At 70.7% G+C, this 13,962-nt stretch carries 12 protein-coding genes; 6 read left to right on the top strand and 6 right to left on the bottom strand.

Annotated elements, in window-relative coordinates; genetic code table 11:
* Nucleotides 1-98 precede the first annotated feature (98 nt).
* Nucleotides 99-1,394 (top strand): cytochrome P450, encoded by a 1,296-nt coding sequence (locus OG568_RS32205; protein WP_443077897.1) that lies wholly within the window; start codon nucleotides 99-101, stop codon nucleotides 1,392-1,394.
* Nucleotides 1,395-1,706: 312 nt separating this feature from the next.
* On the opposite strand, the gene OG568_RS32200 is transcribed toward OG568_RS32205, so the two are convergent.
* Nucleotides 1,707-2,540, bottom strand: coding sequence for a sugar phosphate isomerase/epimerase family protein (locus tag OG568_RS32200; RefSeq protein WP_329534072.1), 834 nt, complete (start codon nucleotides 2,538-2,540; stop codon nucleotides 1,707-1,709).
* Between the two features lie 155 nt (nucleotides 2,541-2,695).
* On the opposite strand from OG568_RS32200, the gene OG568_RS32195 reads away from it, so the two are divergent.
* Complete coding sequence (locus OG568_RS32195) at nucleotides 2,696-3,886, top strand: RNA-guided endonuclease InsQ/TnpB family protein (RefSeq protein ID WP_329534071.1); 1,191 nt, start codon at nucleotides 2,696-2,698, stop codon at nucleotides 3,884-3,886.
* Nucleotides 3,887-3,914: 28 nt separating this feature from the next.
* On the opposite strand, the gene OG568_RS32190 is transcribed toward OG568_RS32195, so the two are convergent.
* Nucleotides 3,915-5,069, bottom strand: coding sequence for a dihydrodipicolinate synthase family protein (locus OG568_RS32190; RefSeq protein WP_329534070.1), 1,155 nt, complete (start codon nucleotides 5,067-5,069; stop codon nucleotides 3,915-3,917).
* On the bottom strand, nucleotides 5,066-6,217 hold the full coding sequence (locus OG568_RS32185) for a Gfo/Idh/MocA family protein (protein WP_266582581.1): 1,152 nt from the start codon (nucleotides 6,215-6,217) through the stop codon (nucleotides 5,066-5,068). The genes OG568_RS32190 and OG568_RS32185 overlap by 4 nt, the downstream gene beginning before the upstream one ends.
* 332 nt (nucleotides 6,218-6,549) lie before the next feature.
* Between OG568_RS32185 and OG568_RS32180 the strand changes: the two genes are divergently transcribed.
* Nucleotides 6,550-7,599, top strand: coding sequence for a LacI family DNA-binding transcriptional regulator (locus OG568_RS32180; protein ID WP_266413784.1), 1,050 nt, complete (start codon nucleotides 6,550-6,552; stop codon nucleotides 7,597-7,599).
* 363 nt (nucleotides 7,600-7,962) lie between these two features.
* On the opposite strand, the gene OG568_RS32175 is transcribed toward OG568_RS32180, so the two are convergent.
* Complete coding sequence (locus OG568_RS32175; RefSeq protein WP_329534069.1) at nucleotides 7,963-9,390, bottom strand: alkaline phosphatase family protein; 1,428 nt, start codon at nucleotides 9,388-9,390, stop codon at nucleotides 7,963-7,965.
* A 315-nt stretch (nucleotides 9,391-9,705) separates the two neighbouring features.
* On the opposite strand from OG568_RS32175, the gene OG568_RS32170 reads away from it, so the two are divergent.
* Nucleotides 9,706-10,638, top strand: coding sequence for a bifunctional helix-turn-helix transcriptional regulator/GNAT family N-acetyltransferase (locus tag OG568_RS32170; RefSeq protein WP_329534068.1), 933 nt, complete (start codon nucleotides 9,706-9,708; stop codon nucleotides 10,636-10,638).
* Nucleotides 10,639-10,647: 9 nt separating this feature from the next.
* On the opposite strand, the gene OG568_RS32165 is transcribed toward OG568_RS32170, so the two are convergent.
* Entirely contained in the window at nucleotides 10,648-10,806 is a 159-nt protein-coding gene (locus OG568_RS32165; RefSeq protein WP_329534067.1) for a hypothetical protein, read from the bottom strand.
* A 46-nt stretch (nucleotides 10,807-10,852) separates the two neighbouring features.
* Here OG568_RS32165 and OG568_RS32160 point away from each other — a divergent pair, with 46 nt between their 5' ends.
* Nucleotides 10,853-11,653: a sugar phosphate isomerase/epimerase family protein gene (locus tag OG568_RS32160; RefSeq protein ID WP_329534066.1), complete on the top strand. Its 801-nt coding sequence runs from the start codon at nucleotides 10,853-10,855 to the stop codon at nucleotides 11,651-11,653.
* An 82-nt stretch (nucleotides 11,654-11,735) separates the two neighbouring features.
* Complete coding sequence (gene hemC / locus OG568_RS32155) at nucleotides 11,736-12,671, top strand: hydroxymethylbilane synthase (protein ID WP_329534064.1); 936 nt, start codon at nucleotides 11,736-11,738, stop codon at nucleotides 12,669-12,671.
* A gap of 12 nt (nucleotides 12,672-12,683) precedes the next feature.
* Here the strand turns inward: hemC and aroA are convergent, their stop codons facing one another.
* Nucleotides 12,684-13,946: a 3-phosphoshikimate 1-carboxyvinyltransferase gene (gene aroA, locus OG568_RS32150; RefSeq protein ID WP_329534063.1), complete on the bottom strand. Its 1,263-nt coding sequence runs from the start codon at nucleotides 13,944-13,946 to the stop codon at nucleotides 12,684-12,686.
* Between the last annotated feature and the right edge of the window lie 16 nt (nucleotides 13,947-13,962).

The following is a 13,962-nucleotide window of genomic DNA, read 5'->3' as shown; positions in this document are numbered from 1 at the left end:
CGCCGGGCTGCCCGGCCCACGCGGGTGCCGCTGCGGGTTTTCGCACCCCGCTCTACGAAGCGGCCTTCGCCGCTGACCCCACTGCCACCTACACCAGAATGCGCCGGCTGGGAACGGTGGTGCCGGTCGAGCTCGCCCCCGGCGTGGACGCCTCCATGGTGATCGGTTACGAGACCGCGCTCAGGGTCCTGCGCGACCCTGGGACCTTCAGCAAGGACCCCCGCCGGTGGCGGGCGCTGGCCGAGGGGACCGTCGGTCCGGACAGCCCGGTCATGCCGATGATGGAGTACCGGCCCAGCTGCATGTTCACCGAGGGTGAGGAACACCGTAGGCGGCGTGCCGTGGTGGAGGACAGTCTGAGCCGGGTCGACCCCATCGCACTGCGCGGTTACGTCGAGGACACGGCCGACACGCTCATCGACAGGTTCCAGGAGGCCGGTGAGGCGGACCTGCTCGGTCAGTACGCCGCGGCCCTGCCGCTGCTCGTCCTCACCCGGATGATCGGCTGCCCTGCCGCCTACGGGGAACGGCTGTTCATCGCCATGACCGCGATCTTCGAAGCCGGGAGCGACGCGAAGCGGGCGCATGGGGAAGCGCTCCAATGCCTCAACGAGCTGGTCGCGTTCAAGCGGGCGAATCCGGGTCCCGACGTGATCTCCTGGATGATGGCCCACCCGGTCGCGGTGACGGACGAGGAACTGGTCCATGAGTTGTCCGTACTCTTCGGGGCGGGCACCGAGCCCGAGCAGAACCTGATCGCGAACGCGCTTCGGCTGCTGCTCTCCGACGACCGTTTCGCGGGCCGCCTGTCCGGTGGCAGCCTGCCGATCGACGACGCGCTCGACGAGGTCCTGTGGAAGGACCCGCCGATGGCCAACTACTGCGTCCACTTCCCGGTGCACGATGTCGTGCTGGACGGAGTCCGGCTGCGCAAGGGCGATCCGGTCATCATCAGTATGGCCGCCGCCAACAACGACCCGGCGCAGTCGTCCCACCAGATCGTCGGCAACCGCGCCCATCTGGCCTGGAGTGCGGGTCCGCATGTGTGTCCGGCACAGGGCTCGGCCCGGCTGATCGCCACAGTCGCCATCGAAAAACTCCTGGACCGGCTGCCCGATGTGGAACTCGCCGTCCCCGGGGCCGAGCTGAAGTGGCGGCCTGGACCCTTCCACCGCGCCCTGGCCGCTCTTCCGGTGCACTTCCCGCCGGTGCAGGACCTGAAGGACGAGAACTCCGTCTGGCCTGGTGAGATCCCCGGAGACAGCCCAAGGAGCACCGTCGGCCCCGCCCCGCGGTCGTCGGCGACCGAGGTCGTCGCGCCCTCGCCGGGCACGCCCGAATCCGGCGGCTGGAGCCTGTGGAACCGCCTGGTCGGCCGGTGGCGCAGTCGATGACCGGTCACTGAGTTCCCTCCGGGCGGTGTGCGCCAAAAGGGGCTGCCGCGCTCGCCCCGGCAGCGGCGATCGCGACGGTGACATCGGCGGCCCGACTCCCGTGAGCCCCTGCCGTCCAGCCCGGACGGCAGGGGCGGGAGCGGCCGCCGGACTGGCGGTCGGAGCTGTGGAGCGCAGGTAAGACCAGGACTCGTCCCGGCACAGCGCGACGAAGCAGGAAGCCACGGATTCCCGCCCGAACCCCGTGCCGCGTAGCGGCACGGCAACGGACGAGAAGGCCGGAATCCCTGGGGCTTCGGCCCGAGGAGCAAGTCAAGCCGCGTGCTCGACGAACCGTGCCGCCGTCTCCGCCAGCACCTCGCGCCCGTCCCGCGCCCACAACCCGTCGTTGAACAGCTCGACCTCGATCGGCCCGGAGTAGCCCGCCGCCTCGACGTACCGCCGCCACTCCCGCATGTCGATCGAACCGTCACCGATCTGACCGCGACCGTTGAGCACGCCTTCGGGCAACGGAGTCGTCCAGTCGGCGAGCTGGAAGGTGTGGATACGGCCGCCGGCACCCGCGCGGGCGATCTGGGCGGGAGCCGTGTCGTCCCACCAGATGTGGTACGTGTCGACGGTGACGCCCACCTGCTCCGCGGGGAAGCGTTCCGCGAGGTCCAGGGCCTGGGCCAGGGTGGACACCACACAACGGTCCGCGGCGTACATGGGGTGGAGGGGCTCGATGGCCAGCCGCACACCCCGCTCGGCGGCGTACGGGCCCAGCTCCCCCAGCGCGTCGGCGATCCGCTCCCGCGCGCCGTACAGGTCCTTCGAGCCGGCCGGCAGCCCCCCGGAGACCAGGACCAGGGTGTCGGTACCGAGGGTCGCGGCCTCGTCGACGGCCGCACGGTTGTCGTCCAGGGCGCGGGCCCGCTCCCCCGGGTCGATCGCCGTGAGGAAGCCGCCACGGCAGAGGGTGGTGACGACCAGGCCCACGTCGCGGACGAGTTTGGCGGTGGCGTCGAGGCCGTACGACTGGACCGGTTCGCGCCAGAGGCCGACGCCCGGAATTGCCAGTTCCAGGCAGGACTCGACCAGTTCGGGCATCGACAGCTGCTTGACCGTCATCTGGTTGATGGAGAAGCGGGCGAAGCTGCTGCTCATCGGGATTCCTCCGTGGATACTCCGCCCTTCAGGGCGGAGAGGAAACGGACTCCTGCGGAGCAGGGCAGGGACGGGCGATCCGCCGCAAGGGCGGATCGCCGTTCACCGCTAACACCCGGCAGGTGGTCACAAGGTGATCTGATAGTTTGTGAGCTATGACCAGTCACGTGAAGCGGGCGTTCAAGTACCGCTTCTATCCGACGGATGCGCAGGCAGCGGAACTGTCGCGCACTTTCGGGTGCGTGCGGAAGGTCTACAACATGGCGCTCGCCGCTCGCACCGAGGCGTGGACGCGTCAGGAGCGGGTCAACTACAACCAGACGTCGGCGATGCTGACGGTATGGAAGAAGACCGAGGAACTGGCTTACCTCAACGAGGTCTCGTCGGTGCCGCTGCAGCAGGCGCTGCGGCACCTTCAGACGGCGTTCACCCACTTCTTCGGCAAACGGGCCAAGTACCCGCGTTTCAAGTCGCGGAAGAAGTCCAGGAAGTCCGCCGAGTACACCACCAGCGCGTTCCGTTTCTGGGACGGTGAGCTGCGGCTCGCGAAGATGAGCGAGCCTTTGCGCATCGTGTGGTCCAGGCCGCTGCCCGAGGGTGTGAGCCCGTCCACGGTGACCGTGTCCCAGGATGCGGCGGGGCGCTGGTTCGTCTCGATGCTGTGCGACGACCCCGGCATCAGGCATCTGCCCGCCACGGACGCGGCGGTCGGTATTGACGCCGGGCTGGATCACCTCCTGACCCTCTCGACCGGGGAGAAGATCGCCAACCCCCGCCATGAACGCCGCGACCGGGCCGCGCTGGCGAAGGCGCAGCGCCGGTTGGCGAAGAAGGAGAAGGGTTCGGCCAACCGCGTCAAAGCCCGGCGCAAGGTCGCCCGTATCCACGCCCGGATCGCTGACCGGCGTCGTGACACCCTGCACCAGATCACCACTCGTCTCGTGCGTGAGAACCAAACGCTCGTGATCGAGGACCTGACCGTCCGCAACATGGTCAAGAACCGGAAACTGGCCCGCGCCATCTCGGACGCGGCGTGGAGTGAGTTCCGGAGCATGCTGGAGTACAAGGCCCAGTGGTACGGACGCGAGATGATCGCCGTCGACCGGTGGTTCCCCTCGTCCAAGCTGTGCTCCACCTGCGGCACCTTGCAGGACAGGATGCCGCTGAACGTCCGTACATGGACGTGCGACTGCGGCGCGACCCACGACCGGGACGTGAACGCGGCGAAGAACCTTCTGGCCGCCGGACGGGCGGTCGCAGCCTGCGGAGCTGGTGTAAGACCTCAACGGAGTTCTCCGGGCGGGCAGTCAGCGATGAAACAGGAAGTCTCACGGCGCGAGCCGTAAGAATCCCCTCCCTTCAGGGAGGGGAGCGTCAAGAGGTCACTCCGTACAGGGCCAGCAGGGTCTTCATCCGGGTCTCGGCGAGTTCCGGGTTCGGGAACAGGCCCAGGGTGTCCGCCAGTTCGTACGCCCGCGCGAAGTGCGGCAGCGAGCGCGCCGACTGCAGCCCGCCGACCATGGTGAAGTGCTCCTGGTGCCCGGCCAGCCACGCCAGCAGGACGACGCCCGTCTTGTAGAACCGGGTCGGCGCCTCGAAGAGGTGGCGGGACAGCTCGACGGTGGGGTCGAGCAGTTCGCGGAAGCCCTTCACGTCACCGGTGTCGAGCACCCGTACCGCCTCCGCGGCGAGCGGGCCCAGCGGGTCGAAGATGCCGAGCAGGGCGTGGCTGAAGCCCTGCTCGTCGCCCGCGATCAGCTCGGGGTAGTTGAAGTCGTCACCCGTGTAGCAGCGGACGCCCTGCGGCAGGCGGCGGCGCAGGTCGACCTCGCGCCGGGCGTCGAGGAGGGAGACCTTGATGCCGTCGACCTTGTCCGGGTGGGCCGCGATGACCTCCAGGAACACATCCGTCGCCGCGTCCAGGTCGCGCGACCCCCAGTAGCCCTCCAGGGCCGGGTCGAACATGGGGCCCAGCCAGTGCAGGACCACGGGCTCGGCCGACTGCCGGAGCAGATGCCCGTAGACGTCCAGGTAGTCCTCGGGACCCCGCGCGCTCGCCGCCAGCGCCCGGGAGGCCATGAGGATGGCCTGTGCCCCCGACTCCTCGACGAGGGTGAGCTGCTCCTCGTACGCCGCGCGCACCTCCGCCGGCGAGGCCGGGCCGGTGAGCTGATCGGTGCCGACGCCGCACGCGATACGGCCGCCGACCGCCTTCGCCTCCGCCGCCGACCGGCGGATGAGTTCCGCCGCGCCCGCCCAGTCCAGGCCCATCCCGCGCTGCGCGGTGTCCATCGCCTCGGCGACGCCGAGCCCGTGGGACCACAGGTGGCGGCGGAAGGCGAGGGTGGCATCCCAGTCGACGGCGGCGGCCGAGTCCGGCGAGACGTCCGCGAACGGGTCGGCGACGACATGCGCGGCCGAGAAGACCGTACGGGAGGTGAAGGGCGCGCCGGTGGTGAGGGCGAGCGGGATGACGCGCGGCTCGTAAGCCCTCAACCGCCCCCCGCCGTCCGGCAGTCGAATGGTCACAGCGAGATCTCCGGTACGTCGAGACGGCGGCCCTCGGCCGAGGACTTCAGGCCCAGTTCGGCGAGCTGGGCGCCGCGGGCGCCGGCGAGGAGGTCCCAGTGATAGGGGGCGTCGGCGTAGACGTGCCGCAGGAACAGCTCCCACTGGGCCTTGAAGCCGTTGTCGAACTCGGTGTTGTCGGGGATCTCCTGCCACTGGTCGCGGAAGGAGTACGTGGCCGGAAGATCGGGGTTCCAGACCGGCTTGGGCGTCGCGGAGCGGTGCTGGACGCGGCAGTTGCGCAGCCCGGCGACGGCCGACCCCTCCGTCCCGTCGACCTGGAACTCGACGAGCTCGTCGCGGTTGACGCGGACGGCCCAGGAGGAGTTGATCTGGGCGATCGCGCCGCCCTCCAGCTCGAAGACGCCGTACGCGGCGTCGTCGGCCGTCGCGTCGTACGGCTTGTCCTGCTCGTCCCAGCGCTGCGGGATGTGGGTGGCGGTGAGCGCCTGGACGGAGGTGACCCGGCCGAACAGCTCGTGGAGCACGTACTCCCAGTGCGGGAACATGTCGAGGACGATGCCGCCGCCGTCCTCCGCGCGATAGTTCCAGGAGGGCCGCTGGGCGCTCTGCCAGTCACCCTCGAAGACCCAGTAACCGAACTCCCCGCGGATGGACAGGATCCGCCCGAAGAAGCCGCCGTCGATGAGCCGCTTGAGCTTGAGCAGCCCGGGGAGGAAGAGCTTGTCCTGCACGACCCCGTGCTTGATGCCCTTCTCGTGGGCGAGGCGGGCCAGCTCCAGGGCGCCGTCGAGGCCGGTGGCGATGGGCTTCTCGGTGTAGATGTGCTTGCCCGCCGCGATGGCCTTCTTGAGGGCCTCCTCACGGGCCGAGGTGACCTGCGCGTCGAAGTAGATGTCGATCGTCGGGTCGGCGAGGACCGCGTCCACGTCCGTCGACCAGTGCTCCAGGCCGTGCTGTTCGGCGAGCGCCTTCAGAGCGTGCTCCCGGCGGCCGACGAGAACCGGCTCGGGCCACAGCACCGTGCCGTCGCCGAGGTCGAGGCCGCCCTGGTCGCGCAGCGCGAGAATCGAGCGGACCAGGTGCTGGCGGTAGCCCATGCGCCCCGTCACGCCGTTCATGGCGATTCGCACCGTCTTGCGTGTCACGTGATTCCCTTCGTACGCGGGTTCCGCGCCGTGTACACCCCCTACTCGTCCACTGATGAACTGGTGAGCGTGACAGCAAGCGCTTTCTACTCAAGAAGAAGTTAGCCTCTGTCCTGCCGATTGGACAAGACCATACGGACGACGAGATGTTCGACCGTCCGGACACCTGGACGTAGGGGGCGTGAGCACGGTCGGATGGAGCACTACGAGTACGACGAGCACTTCGAGCACTTCAAGCACTTCGAGCACGACGGGTACGGCAAACCGAAGAGCACAGCGAGCACGAGAAGCACGATGAGGTGCTACGAGATGCGTGACCGGAGGACGACGAGATGACCGTGACCCTGGCGGACGTGGCGGCGCGTGCGCAGGTCTCGCCCGCGACCGTGTCCCGGGTGCTGAACGGGAACTATCCCGTCGCGGCGTCCACGCGCGAACGGGTGCTGCGCGCGGTGGACGACCTGGACTACGTACTGAACGGCCCCGCGAGTTCACTGGCCGCCGCCACCTCCGACCTGGTCGGCATCCTGGTGAACGACATCGCCGACCCCTTCTTCGGGATCATGGCGGCCGCGATCCAGTCGGAGATCGGCGGCCCCGGTGGACGGGCGGGCGGCGAACGGCTCGGGGTCGTGTGCAACACCGGCGGCTCCCCGGAACGTGAGCTGACCTACCTCACGCTCCTTCAGCGCCAGCGCGCCGCCGCGGTCGTCCTGACGGGCGGCGCCGTCGAGGACGCGCCGCACGCGGCGGCGGTCGCGGCGAAGCTGCGCAAGCTCGGGGACGCGGGGACCCAGGTGGTCCTGTGCGGGCGGCCGCCCGCGCCCGACGCCCCCGAGGCGATCGCGCTCACCTTCGACAACCGGGGCGGCGGTCAGCAGCTCACCGAGCACCTGATCGGGCTCGGCCACCGTCGGCTCGGCTACATCGCGGGCCCGGAGGAGCGGACGACGACCCGCCACCGCCTCGAGGGACACCGCGCCGCCCTCGCCGCGCACGGCATCGAGGACGATCCGCGCCGCACGGTCCATGGACGCTACGACCGTCGCGCCGGCTACGAGGCGACCCTCGAACTCCTGCGCCGCGACCCGTCGTTGACGGCGGTCGTGGCCGCCAACGACACCGTCGCCCTCGGCGCGTGCGCCGCGCTGCGCGACGCGGGCCTGCGCATCCCCGACGACGTGTCCGTCGCCGGCTTCGACGACCTGCCCTTCAGCATCGACGCGGTGCCCGCGCTGACGACGGTGCGGTTGCCCCTGTCGGAGGCGGGGGCTCGGGCCGGCCGCATCGCGATGGGGCGCGAGGAGCCGCCGCCGGGAGGGATCGCGACGGTGCGGGGGGAGTTGATGGTGCGGGGGTCCACGGGGGTGCCGCGGGCCTGAACGACGGGGCTTCTCGCCCCCGCCGCCCCTACCCGTCCCATCCTCCAGGGGCTCCGCCCCTCCGACCCCACTGGGGGCTGCCGCCCCCAGACCCCCGCATCGGCCTGAACGGCCTCGTCCTCAAACGCCGGACGGGCTGAAGATGCGGGGCGAAGCCCCCGCCTCAGGGGTGCGGGGAACTGCGCGAACGGCCCCCACCCACCCGCGGCCCCGATGCGACGCAAGGGGCCGTGTCGGTGCGTCGTAAGCCCGTCGCTTACGTTCGGATCGAGCGGCGGCTCGCTGGCCCGGCCCACGTCTGATCCGGCGGCGACGGGCTCGACGTACCGGCACGGCCCCGACCCACGCACCACCCGCATACGCTCACACGTGCGGACGGTGCCCCTTCTCCTGGTGGGGGAACGACTGGTCGGCGCCGGGCAGCGTCGGCTTCGGAAGGGTCGCGACCTCCTCCTTCGCCTTCTCCAACTGCTCCGCCGTGTCATCGGGCAGCCGCGGCGGCCGCGGACGCGCGTGCGAGAAGCGGAACGCCGACGTGAAGTCGCCGAACGTCGACCGCCGCCAGTCACTCACGTTGGGCTCCTCGACCCCCGTGAAACGCTCCAGGAACCGCAGCGTCGAGGTGTGGTCGAACGCCTCCGAGGCCACCCAGCCCCCCACCGTCCACGGGGAGACGATGATCGCGGGGACGCGGAAGCCGCCTCCGATGGGCAGTCCCTGGACGAACTCGTCGGCGGTTCCGGCAGGAGGCGTCGGCGGCGGCACGTGGTCGAACAGGCCGTCGTTCTCGTCGTAGTTCAGGATGAACGCGGTCTTCCGCCACACCTTCGGGTTCGAGGCGATGGCCTCGATCTTCGAGGCCACGAAGTCCGCACCCGCCGCCGGCAGATAGTCCGGGTGCTCGGACTGGAAACTCGTCGGCATGATCCACGACACGGCCGGCAGCCGGTCGCCCCGCGCGTCGTCCTCGAACGTGCCCTCCGGCTGGGGGCGTACACCACGCTCGTACAGGTCGGACCCCGGCGCCGCCGCGCGGAAGTTCGCGAACTGCTCCAGCATGTTGCAGCCGTAATTGTCGTCCTGCTGGTACACCTTCCAGCTGACCCCGGCCGCCTGGAGCCGCTCCGCGTACGTCGTCCACCGGTACGGCGTCGGCGCCTTGTTGACGAGGACCGGCCCGCCCCGCGTGCCGCCCGGGTCGATCGTGCCGGTCATCCAGTACAGCCGGTTGGGCCAGGTCGGCCCGAACACCGAGCAGAAGTAGTTGTCGCAGATGGTGAAGGTCTCGGCGAGGGCGAACTGGAAGGGGAAATCCTCGCGGGTGTAGTAGCCCATCACGTACGGGCCGTTGATCCCGTCCGCCTTGCGGTGGGCCGGCAGCCAGCGGTCCATCTTCCCGCCGTTCCACGCGTCGTGCTGCACCGCCCACGCATGGCTGGTGGACGGGATCGCCTGGGCGCTGGACGTGTGGGTGTCGAGGTGGAAGGGGAGCAGATACCCCTTCGGGTTCACCGTGTCGGGCTGGTAGAAGACCGACCGGCCGGTGTCGAGCTTCAGCGCGTGCGGGTCGGCGAAGCCGCGGACGCCGGACAGTGTGCCGAAGTAGTGGTCGAACGACCGGTTCTCCTGCATCAGCAGGACGACGTGTTCGATGTCGCGCAGCGAGCCGCGCTTCGGCGGCCCGGCCGCGACGGCTTTCTGGACGCTCGGCGGGAGGAGGGAGAGCGCCGCGGCGCCGCCCAGCGCGCCCGCGGCCGAGCCCAGGAGTCTACGACGTGTCAACTCGGTCATTGATGCCCCCTTCTTGAGACTTCGTCAGCTCTCCGGAGTCGAACTGCGGCCCGCACGGGGGCGGGCCCGCCGCTTCACTCTCCTAGGGGTGGGCGAGGGTTGGCAGAGCCCTGAGATGAACTCGTGGTCAACGTGCGGAAAGGGGTTGGCCAAGCCATGACCGGGGTTGCCGAGGAGTCGCCCGGCCGTTGCCCAGGCTTGGCCGAAGTCGTAGGCTCGACACACACCTCTGACTGAGTCAACTATCCAGAGACGAGCAAACAGAGCCGAACCGCCAGAGCCGAACAACCAGAGCCGATCCGGGGTTGAGCACTCATGACCGTCCAGGACGTCCGCTCCTTCAACCGCTTCTACACGAACGTCATCGGCGCCCTCGACTACGGCCGCCACCTCTACGCCCCTTACACCCTCACCGAGTCCCGCGTGCTGTACGAGCTCGCCCACTCCCCCCGCACCGACGCCGCCGACCTCCGCAACGAACTGTCCCTGGACGCCGGTTACTTGAGCCGCATCCTGAACAAGTTCGAGCAGGACGGCCTGATCGGGCGGACGCCCTCGGAGCGGGACCCGCGGCGGCGCCGTATCGCGCTCACGGCACGCGGCCGGGAAACGGCGGCCCTGCTGGACGAGCGCTCACGGGAATCGGTGGGGGCGCTGCTGGCGACCGTTCCGGCCGGCGACCGCCCCCGGCTCGCCGAGGCGATGCACACGGTACGCACGCTCCTCTCCCACGGCCGCCCTCCCCGCCGCGAGGACGTCGTCCTGCGCGAACCCGGCCCCGGCGACCTCGGCTGGATCGTGCAGCGCAACGCCGCGCTGTACGCCGCCGAGTACGGCTGGAACACCGACTACGAGGGCCTGGTCGCCCGGATCGTGGCGGACTTCGCCGAGGACCACGATCCGCACCTGGAGCGGGTGTGGATCGCCGAGCTGGACGGGCGGCCGGTGGGCTGTGTGATGTGCGTACGCGACGACGCGCCCGGGACCGCCCGCCTGCGCCTGCTCCTCGTCGAGCCCGACGCGCGCGGGCTGCGCATCGGCGACCGGCTGGTCGAGGCGGTCATCGACTTCGCGCGGGACGGCGGCTACCGCGACCTCGTCCTGTGGACCAACGACGTCCTCTCCGCCGCCCGCCGCATCTACCAGCGCCACGGTTTCGTCCTCGTCGCCGAGAAACCGCACCGCTCGTTCGGCGCGGATCTGCTCGGCCAGGACTGGCGGTTGGATCTGCACGGCGCTCAGGAGTGACCGGCCGGCTCACACGGGTTTCCACCTACCGCCGCTGAGGCCGTAGACGGTCACCGTCTGGGACACGGCGTCGCCGTTCGCGTCGAATCCGACCTTTCCCATCACCCCGTCGAAGTCGACGTTCCGGACCGACGCCGACGCGAAGACCGCCCGACAACGACCCGGCAACGGCCGATGGCAGCACGCGGGGCGCGCGCGAGTAAGGTCCATGTACATGAAGCTGGCCTTCTCCACGCTCGGCGTGCCCGGGCTTCCCATCCCCGACGTCGTACGACTCGCCGCCACGCACGGCTACCACGGTGTGGAGTTGCGCGCGCACCCCGAGGAACCGGTGCACCCCGGCATCGGGGCGGCCGAGCGGCACGAGGTCGTCGCCGAGTTCAAGGCGGGCGGCATCGAGATCCTGGGCCTGGCGGGGTACGCGCGGGTGGCGGCGCCGGGTGACGACGACGCCGTCATCGGCGAGATCAGGGAGCTTCTCGACCTCGCCCGCGACCTGGGCGCCCCGTTCGTACGGGTCTTCCCGGGCGCGAGTTCCGAGCAGAGCACCGAGGAGGCGGACGCGACGGCGGCGCGGCGGCTCGGGACCGCGGCGGAGTACGCCGCCGATCTGGGCGTACGGATCCTGCTGGAGACCCATGACTCGCACCGCACGGGCGCGGACGCGATCAGGATCCTGGGGCTGGTCGGCCACCACCACGTGGGCTCGCTGTGGGACGTCATGCACACCTGGCTCGGCGGCGAGGAGCCACCGGCGACGTACGCGGCCCTGTGCACCTACCTCGGCTACGTCCAGGTCAAAGACATCGCCTCCGCCGAGGACACCACCCCGCTCCCCCTCGGCGCGGGCGTCCTGCCCCTCGCCGACTGTGTGGAACTCCTCTCGCGGGAGGGCTGGGACGGCTGGCTGTGCTGGGAGTACGAGAAGCGGTGGTACGAGGAGGCCGCGCCGCTTCCCGAGCTGCTGGGGCCGGGCCGGGAGCACCTCGGACGCCTCCTGAACGACTCGGCCTAGGTCCGGTTCCGAGGGCGCGGGGCCACGCCGGGCCCGTTTCCTGCGGCTCGCTGCCCCTCGGCGACGGGCTATCGTGGACCCCATGTCGGCACCGGAACTGATCCGTATCGTCTCCCGCGACTCGCCCATGGCTCTGGCCCAAGTGGAGCGTGTCCGTGCCGAGTTGGGCGCGATCCATCCGCACATCCGCACCGAGGTCGTGCCCGTGAAGACGACCGGTGACAAGTGGATGGGCGACCTGGCCAAGGTCGAGGGGAAGGGCGCGTTCACCAAGGAGGTCGACGCGGCGCTGCTGGCCGGCGAGGCGGACCTCGCGGTGCACTGTGTGAAGGACATCCCCGCGGACCGTCCCCTCCCCGCGGGGACGATGTTCGCCGCGTTCCTGGCCCGCGACGACATCCGGGACGCCCTCGTGCACCCCGGCGGCCGCACGCTGGACGAACTGCCGCCGGGTACACGGATCGGTACGTCGTCCGTACGGCGGGGCGCGCAACTCGCCGCCTCGCATCCGCACCTGGAGTGCGTGCCGTTCCGGGGGAACGCCAACCGTCGGCTGGAGAAGCTGGCGGCGGGTGAGGCGGACGCGCTGCTGCTGGCGGTGTCGGGGCTGCAGCGGATCGGCCGGGCGGACGTGATCACGGAGATCCTGTCGCCCGAGACGATGATGCCGCCGATCGGGGCGGGGATCCTCGCCCTCCAGTGCCGTGAGGGCGACACCGACGTGATCGAGACGATCAGCGACCTCGGCGACCCGAACACGCACCGCGAGGCCACGGCGGAGCGGATGTTCCTGCATGTCCTCCAGGGCCACTGCAACTCGCCGATCGCGGGTTACGCGAAGGCCGACCGCGGTGGCGAACTCTCGCTGCGGGCCTGCGTGTTCACTCCCGACGGGAAGACCGTGCTGAACGCCCACGAGTGGGCGGGCCGCCTCGACGCCGCGACCCTGGGCACCTCGGTCGCCGTCGCCCTGCTGCGCCAGGGCGCCCGCGAACTGATCGACGACATCCCGCACTGATCACCCCACTGATCACCCCCGCCGATCACCCCCGCTGATCCCCAGCGGGCCCGCCCAGGCCGCGAAAGCCTCGTGGAAACCCGGGAACGTCTTCCGTACGCAGCCGGGGTCGTCGAACGAGACGCCCGGCGCGCGGAGTCCGGTCACCGCGAAGGACATGACGACGCGGTGGTCGCCGTACGACTTGATCTCCGCGCTCGTGAGGGGATCCGCACCGGGGTGGATCTCGATCCAGTCCGGCCCGGTCTCCACCCGTACGCCCAGCCGCCGGAGGTTCTCCGCGCAGGCGTCCAGGCGGTCGCACTCCTTGACGCGCGTGTTGGCGACGTCCTCGATACGGACCGGGCCCGTGGCGAAGGGCGCGATCGCGGCGAGCGTCGGCATGGTGTCGGAGATGTCCCGCATGTCGACCGTGAGGCCGCGCAGTTCGCCGGTGCCGGTGACCGTCGTACCGTCGGAGCCGACCTCCACGCGCGCCCCCATGCGCCGCAGTACGTCGACGAAGCCCAGGTCGCCCTGGAGCGCGCCGGTCCCCAGGCCCGGGACCGTCACCGCGCGGCCCGTCACGGCCGCCGCGGCGAAGAAGTAGCTCGCGGTGGAGGCGTCGGGCTCGATGGCGTAGGTGGTGGCGCGGTAGCCGCCGGGCGAGACCACGAACACCTCACCCTCCCGGCGCACGGACGCGCCGAACGTCCGCATCATCGCGAGCGTGATCTCGACGTACGGCGCCGAGACCAGGTCCGTGACGGTGATGCGCAGGCCCTTGCGGGTCAGCGGGCCGAGCAGCAGAAGGGCCGTCAGGTACTGGGAGGACTGGCCCGCGTCGAGCGTCACGTCACCGCCCTCCACCCCGGCCGCCGCGATCCGCAGCGGGTGATGGCCCTCCGCCTCGTCGTGCCGCCGGTCGACGCCGAGGTCGCGCAGGGCGCGGGTGAGCGGGAGCAGTGGGCGGCGGCGCATCTGCGCGGAGGCGTCGAAGCGGTAGGTGCCGTGTCCGGCGGCGGCGAGGGTCGGCAGGAAGCGGGCGGTGGTCGCGCCGTCCCGGCAGTACACGTCGGCGTCGGTGGCCGCCGGTCCCTGGGGGCGGCCGTCGACCTGCCAGGCGTGCGGGGTGCGGCCGACGCGGTAGCCGAGCCGGGTCAGGCCCTCCGCGAAGCCCTCCGTGTCGTCCGACCGGAGCGGCCGCAGGAGGGTCGTGACCCCGTCGGCGGCCGCGGCCAGGAAGAGCGCACGCGCGGTGATGGACTTGGAACCGGGGATGTCTACGACGGCCATGCCCTCATGCTGGCTC

Source organism: Streptomyces sp. NBC_01450, from assembly GCF_036227505.1.
GTDB lineage: Bacteria > Actinomycetota > Actinomycetes > Streptomycetales > Streptomycetaceae > Streptomyces.
The sequence above is the reverse complement of the archived record's forward strand: the minus strand, read 5'-3'. Positions and strand labels throughout refer to the sequence as shown.

What these genes read in the sequence shown, in the direction of transcription:
- hemC (WP_329534064.1), top strand. Translation starts at nt 11,736, where the DNA reads ATGTCGGCACCGGAACTGATCCGTATCGTCTCCCGCGACTCGCCCATG.
- OG568_RS32170 (WP_329534068.1), top strand. Translation starts at nt 9,706, where the DNA reads ATGACCGTCCAGGACGTCCGCTCCTTCAACCGCTTCTACACGAACGTC.
- OG568_RS32205 (WP_443077897.1), top strand. Translation starts at nt 99, where the DNA reads ATGCGCCGGCTGGGAACGGTGGTGCCGGTCGAGCTCGCCCCCGGCGTG.
- OG568_RS32180 (WP_266413784.1), top strand. Translation starts at nt 6,550, where the DNA reads ATGACCGTGACCCTGGCGGACGTGGCGGCGCGTGCGCAGGTCTCGCCC.
- OG568_RS32175 (WP_329534069.1), bottom strand. Translation starts at nt 9,390, where the DNA reads ATGACCGAGTTGACACGTCGTAGACTCCTGGGCTCGGCCGCGGGCGCG.
- OG568_RS32195 (WP_329534071.1), top strand. Translation starts at nt 2,696, where the DNA reads ATGACCAGTCACGTGAAGCGGGCGTTCAAGTACCGCTTCTATCCGACG.
- OG568_RS32200 (WP_329534072.1), bottom strand. Translation starts at nt 2,540, where the DNA reads ATGAGCAGCAGCTTCGCCCGCTTCTCCATCAACCAGATGACGGTCAAG.
- aroA (WP_329534063.1), bottom strand. Translation starts at nt 13,946, where the DNA reads ATGGCCGTCGTAGACATCCCCGGTTCCAAGTCCATCACCGCGCGTGCG.
- OG568_RS32160 (WP_329534066.1), top strand. Translation starts at nt 10,853, where the DNA reads ATGAAGCTGGCCTTCTCCACGCTCGGCGTGCCCGGGCTTCCCATCCCC.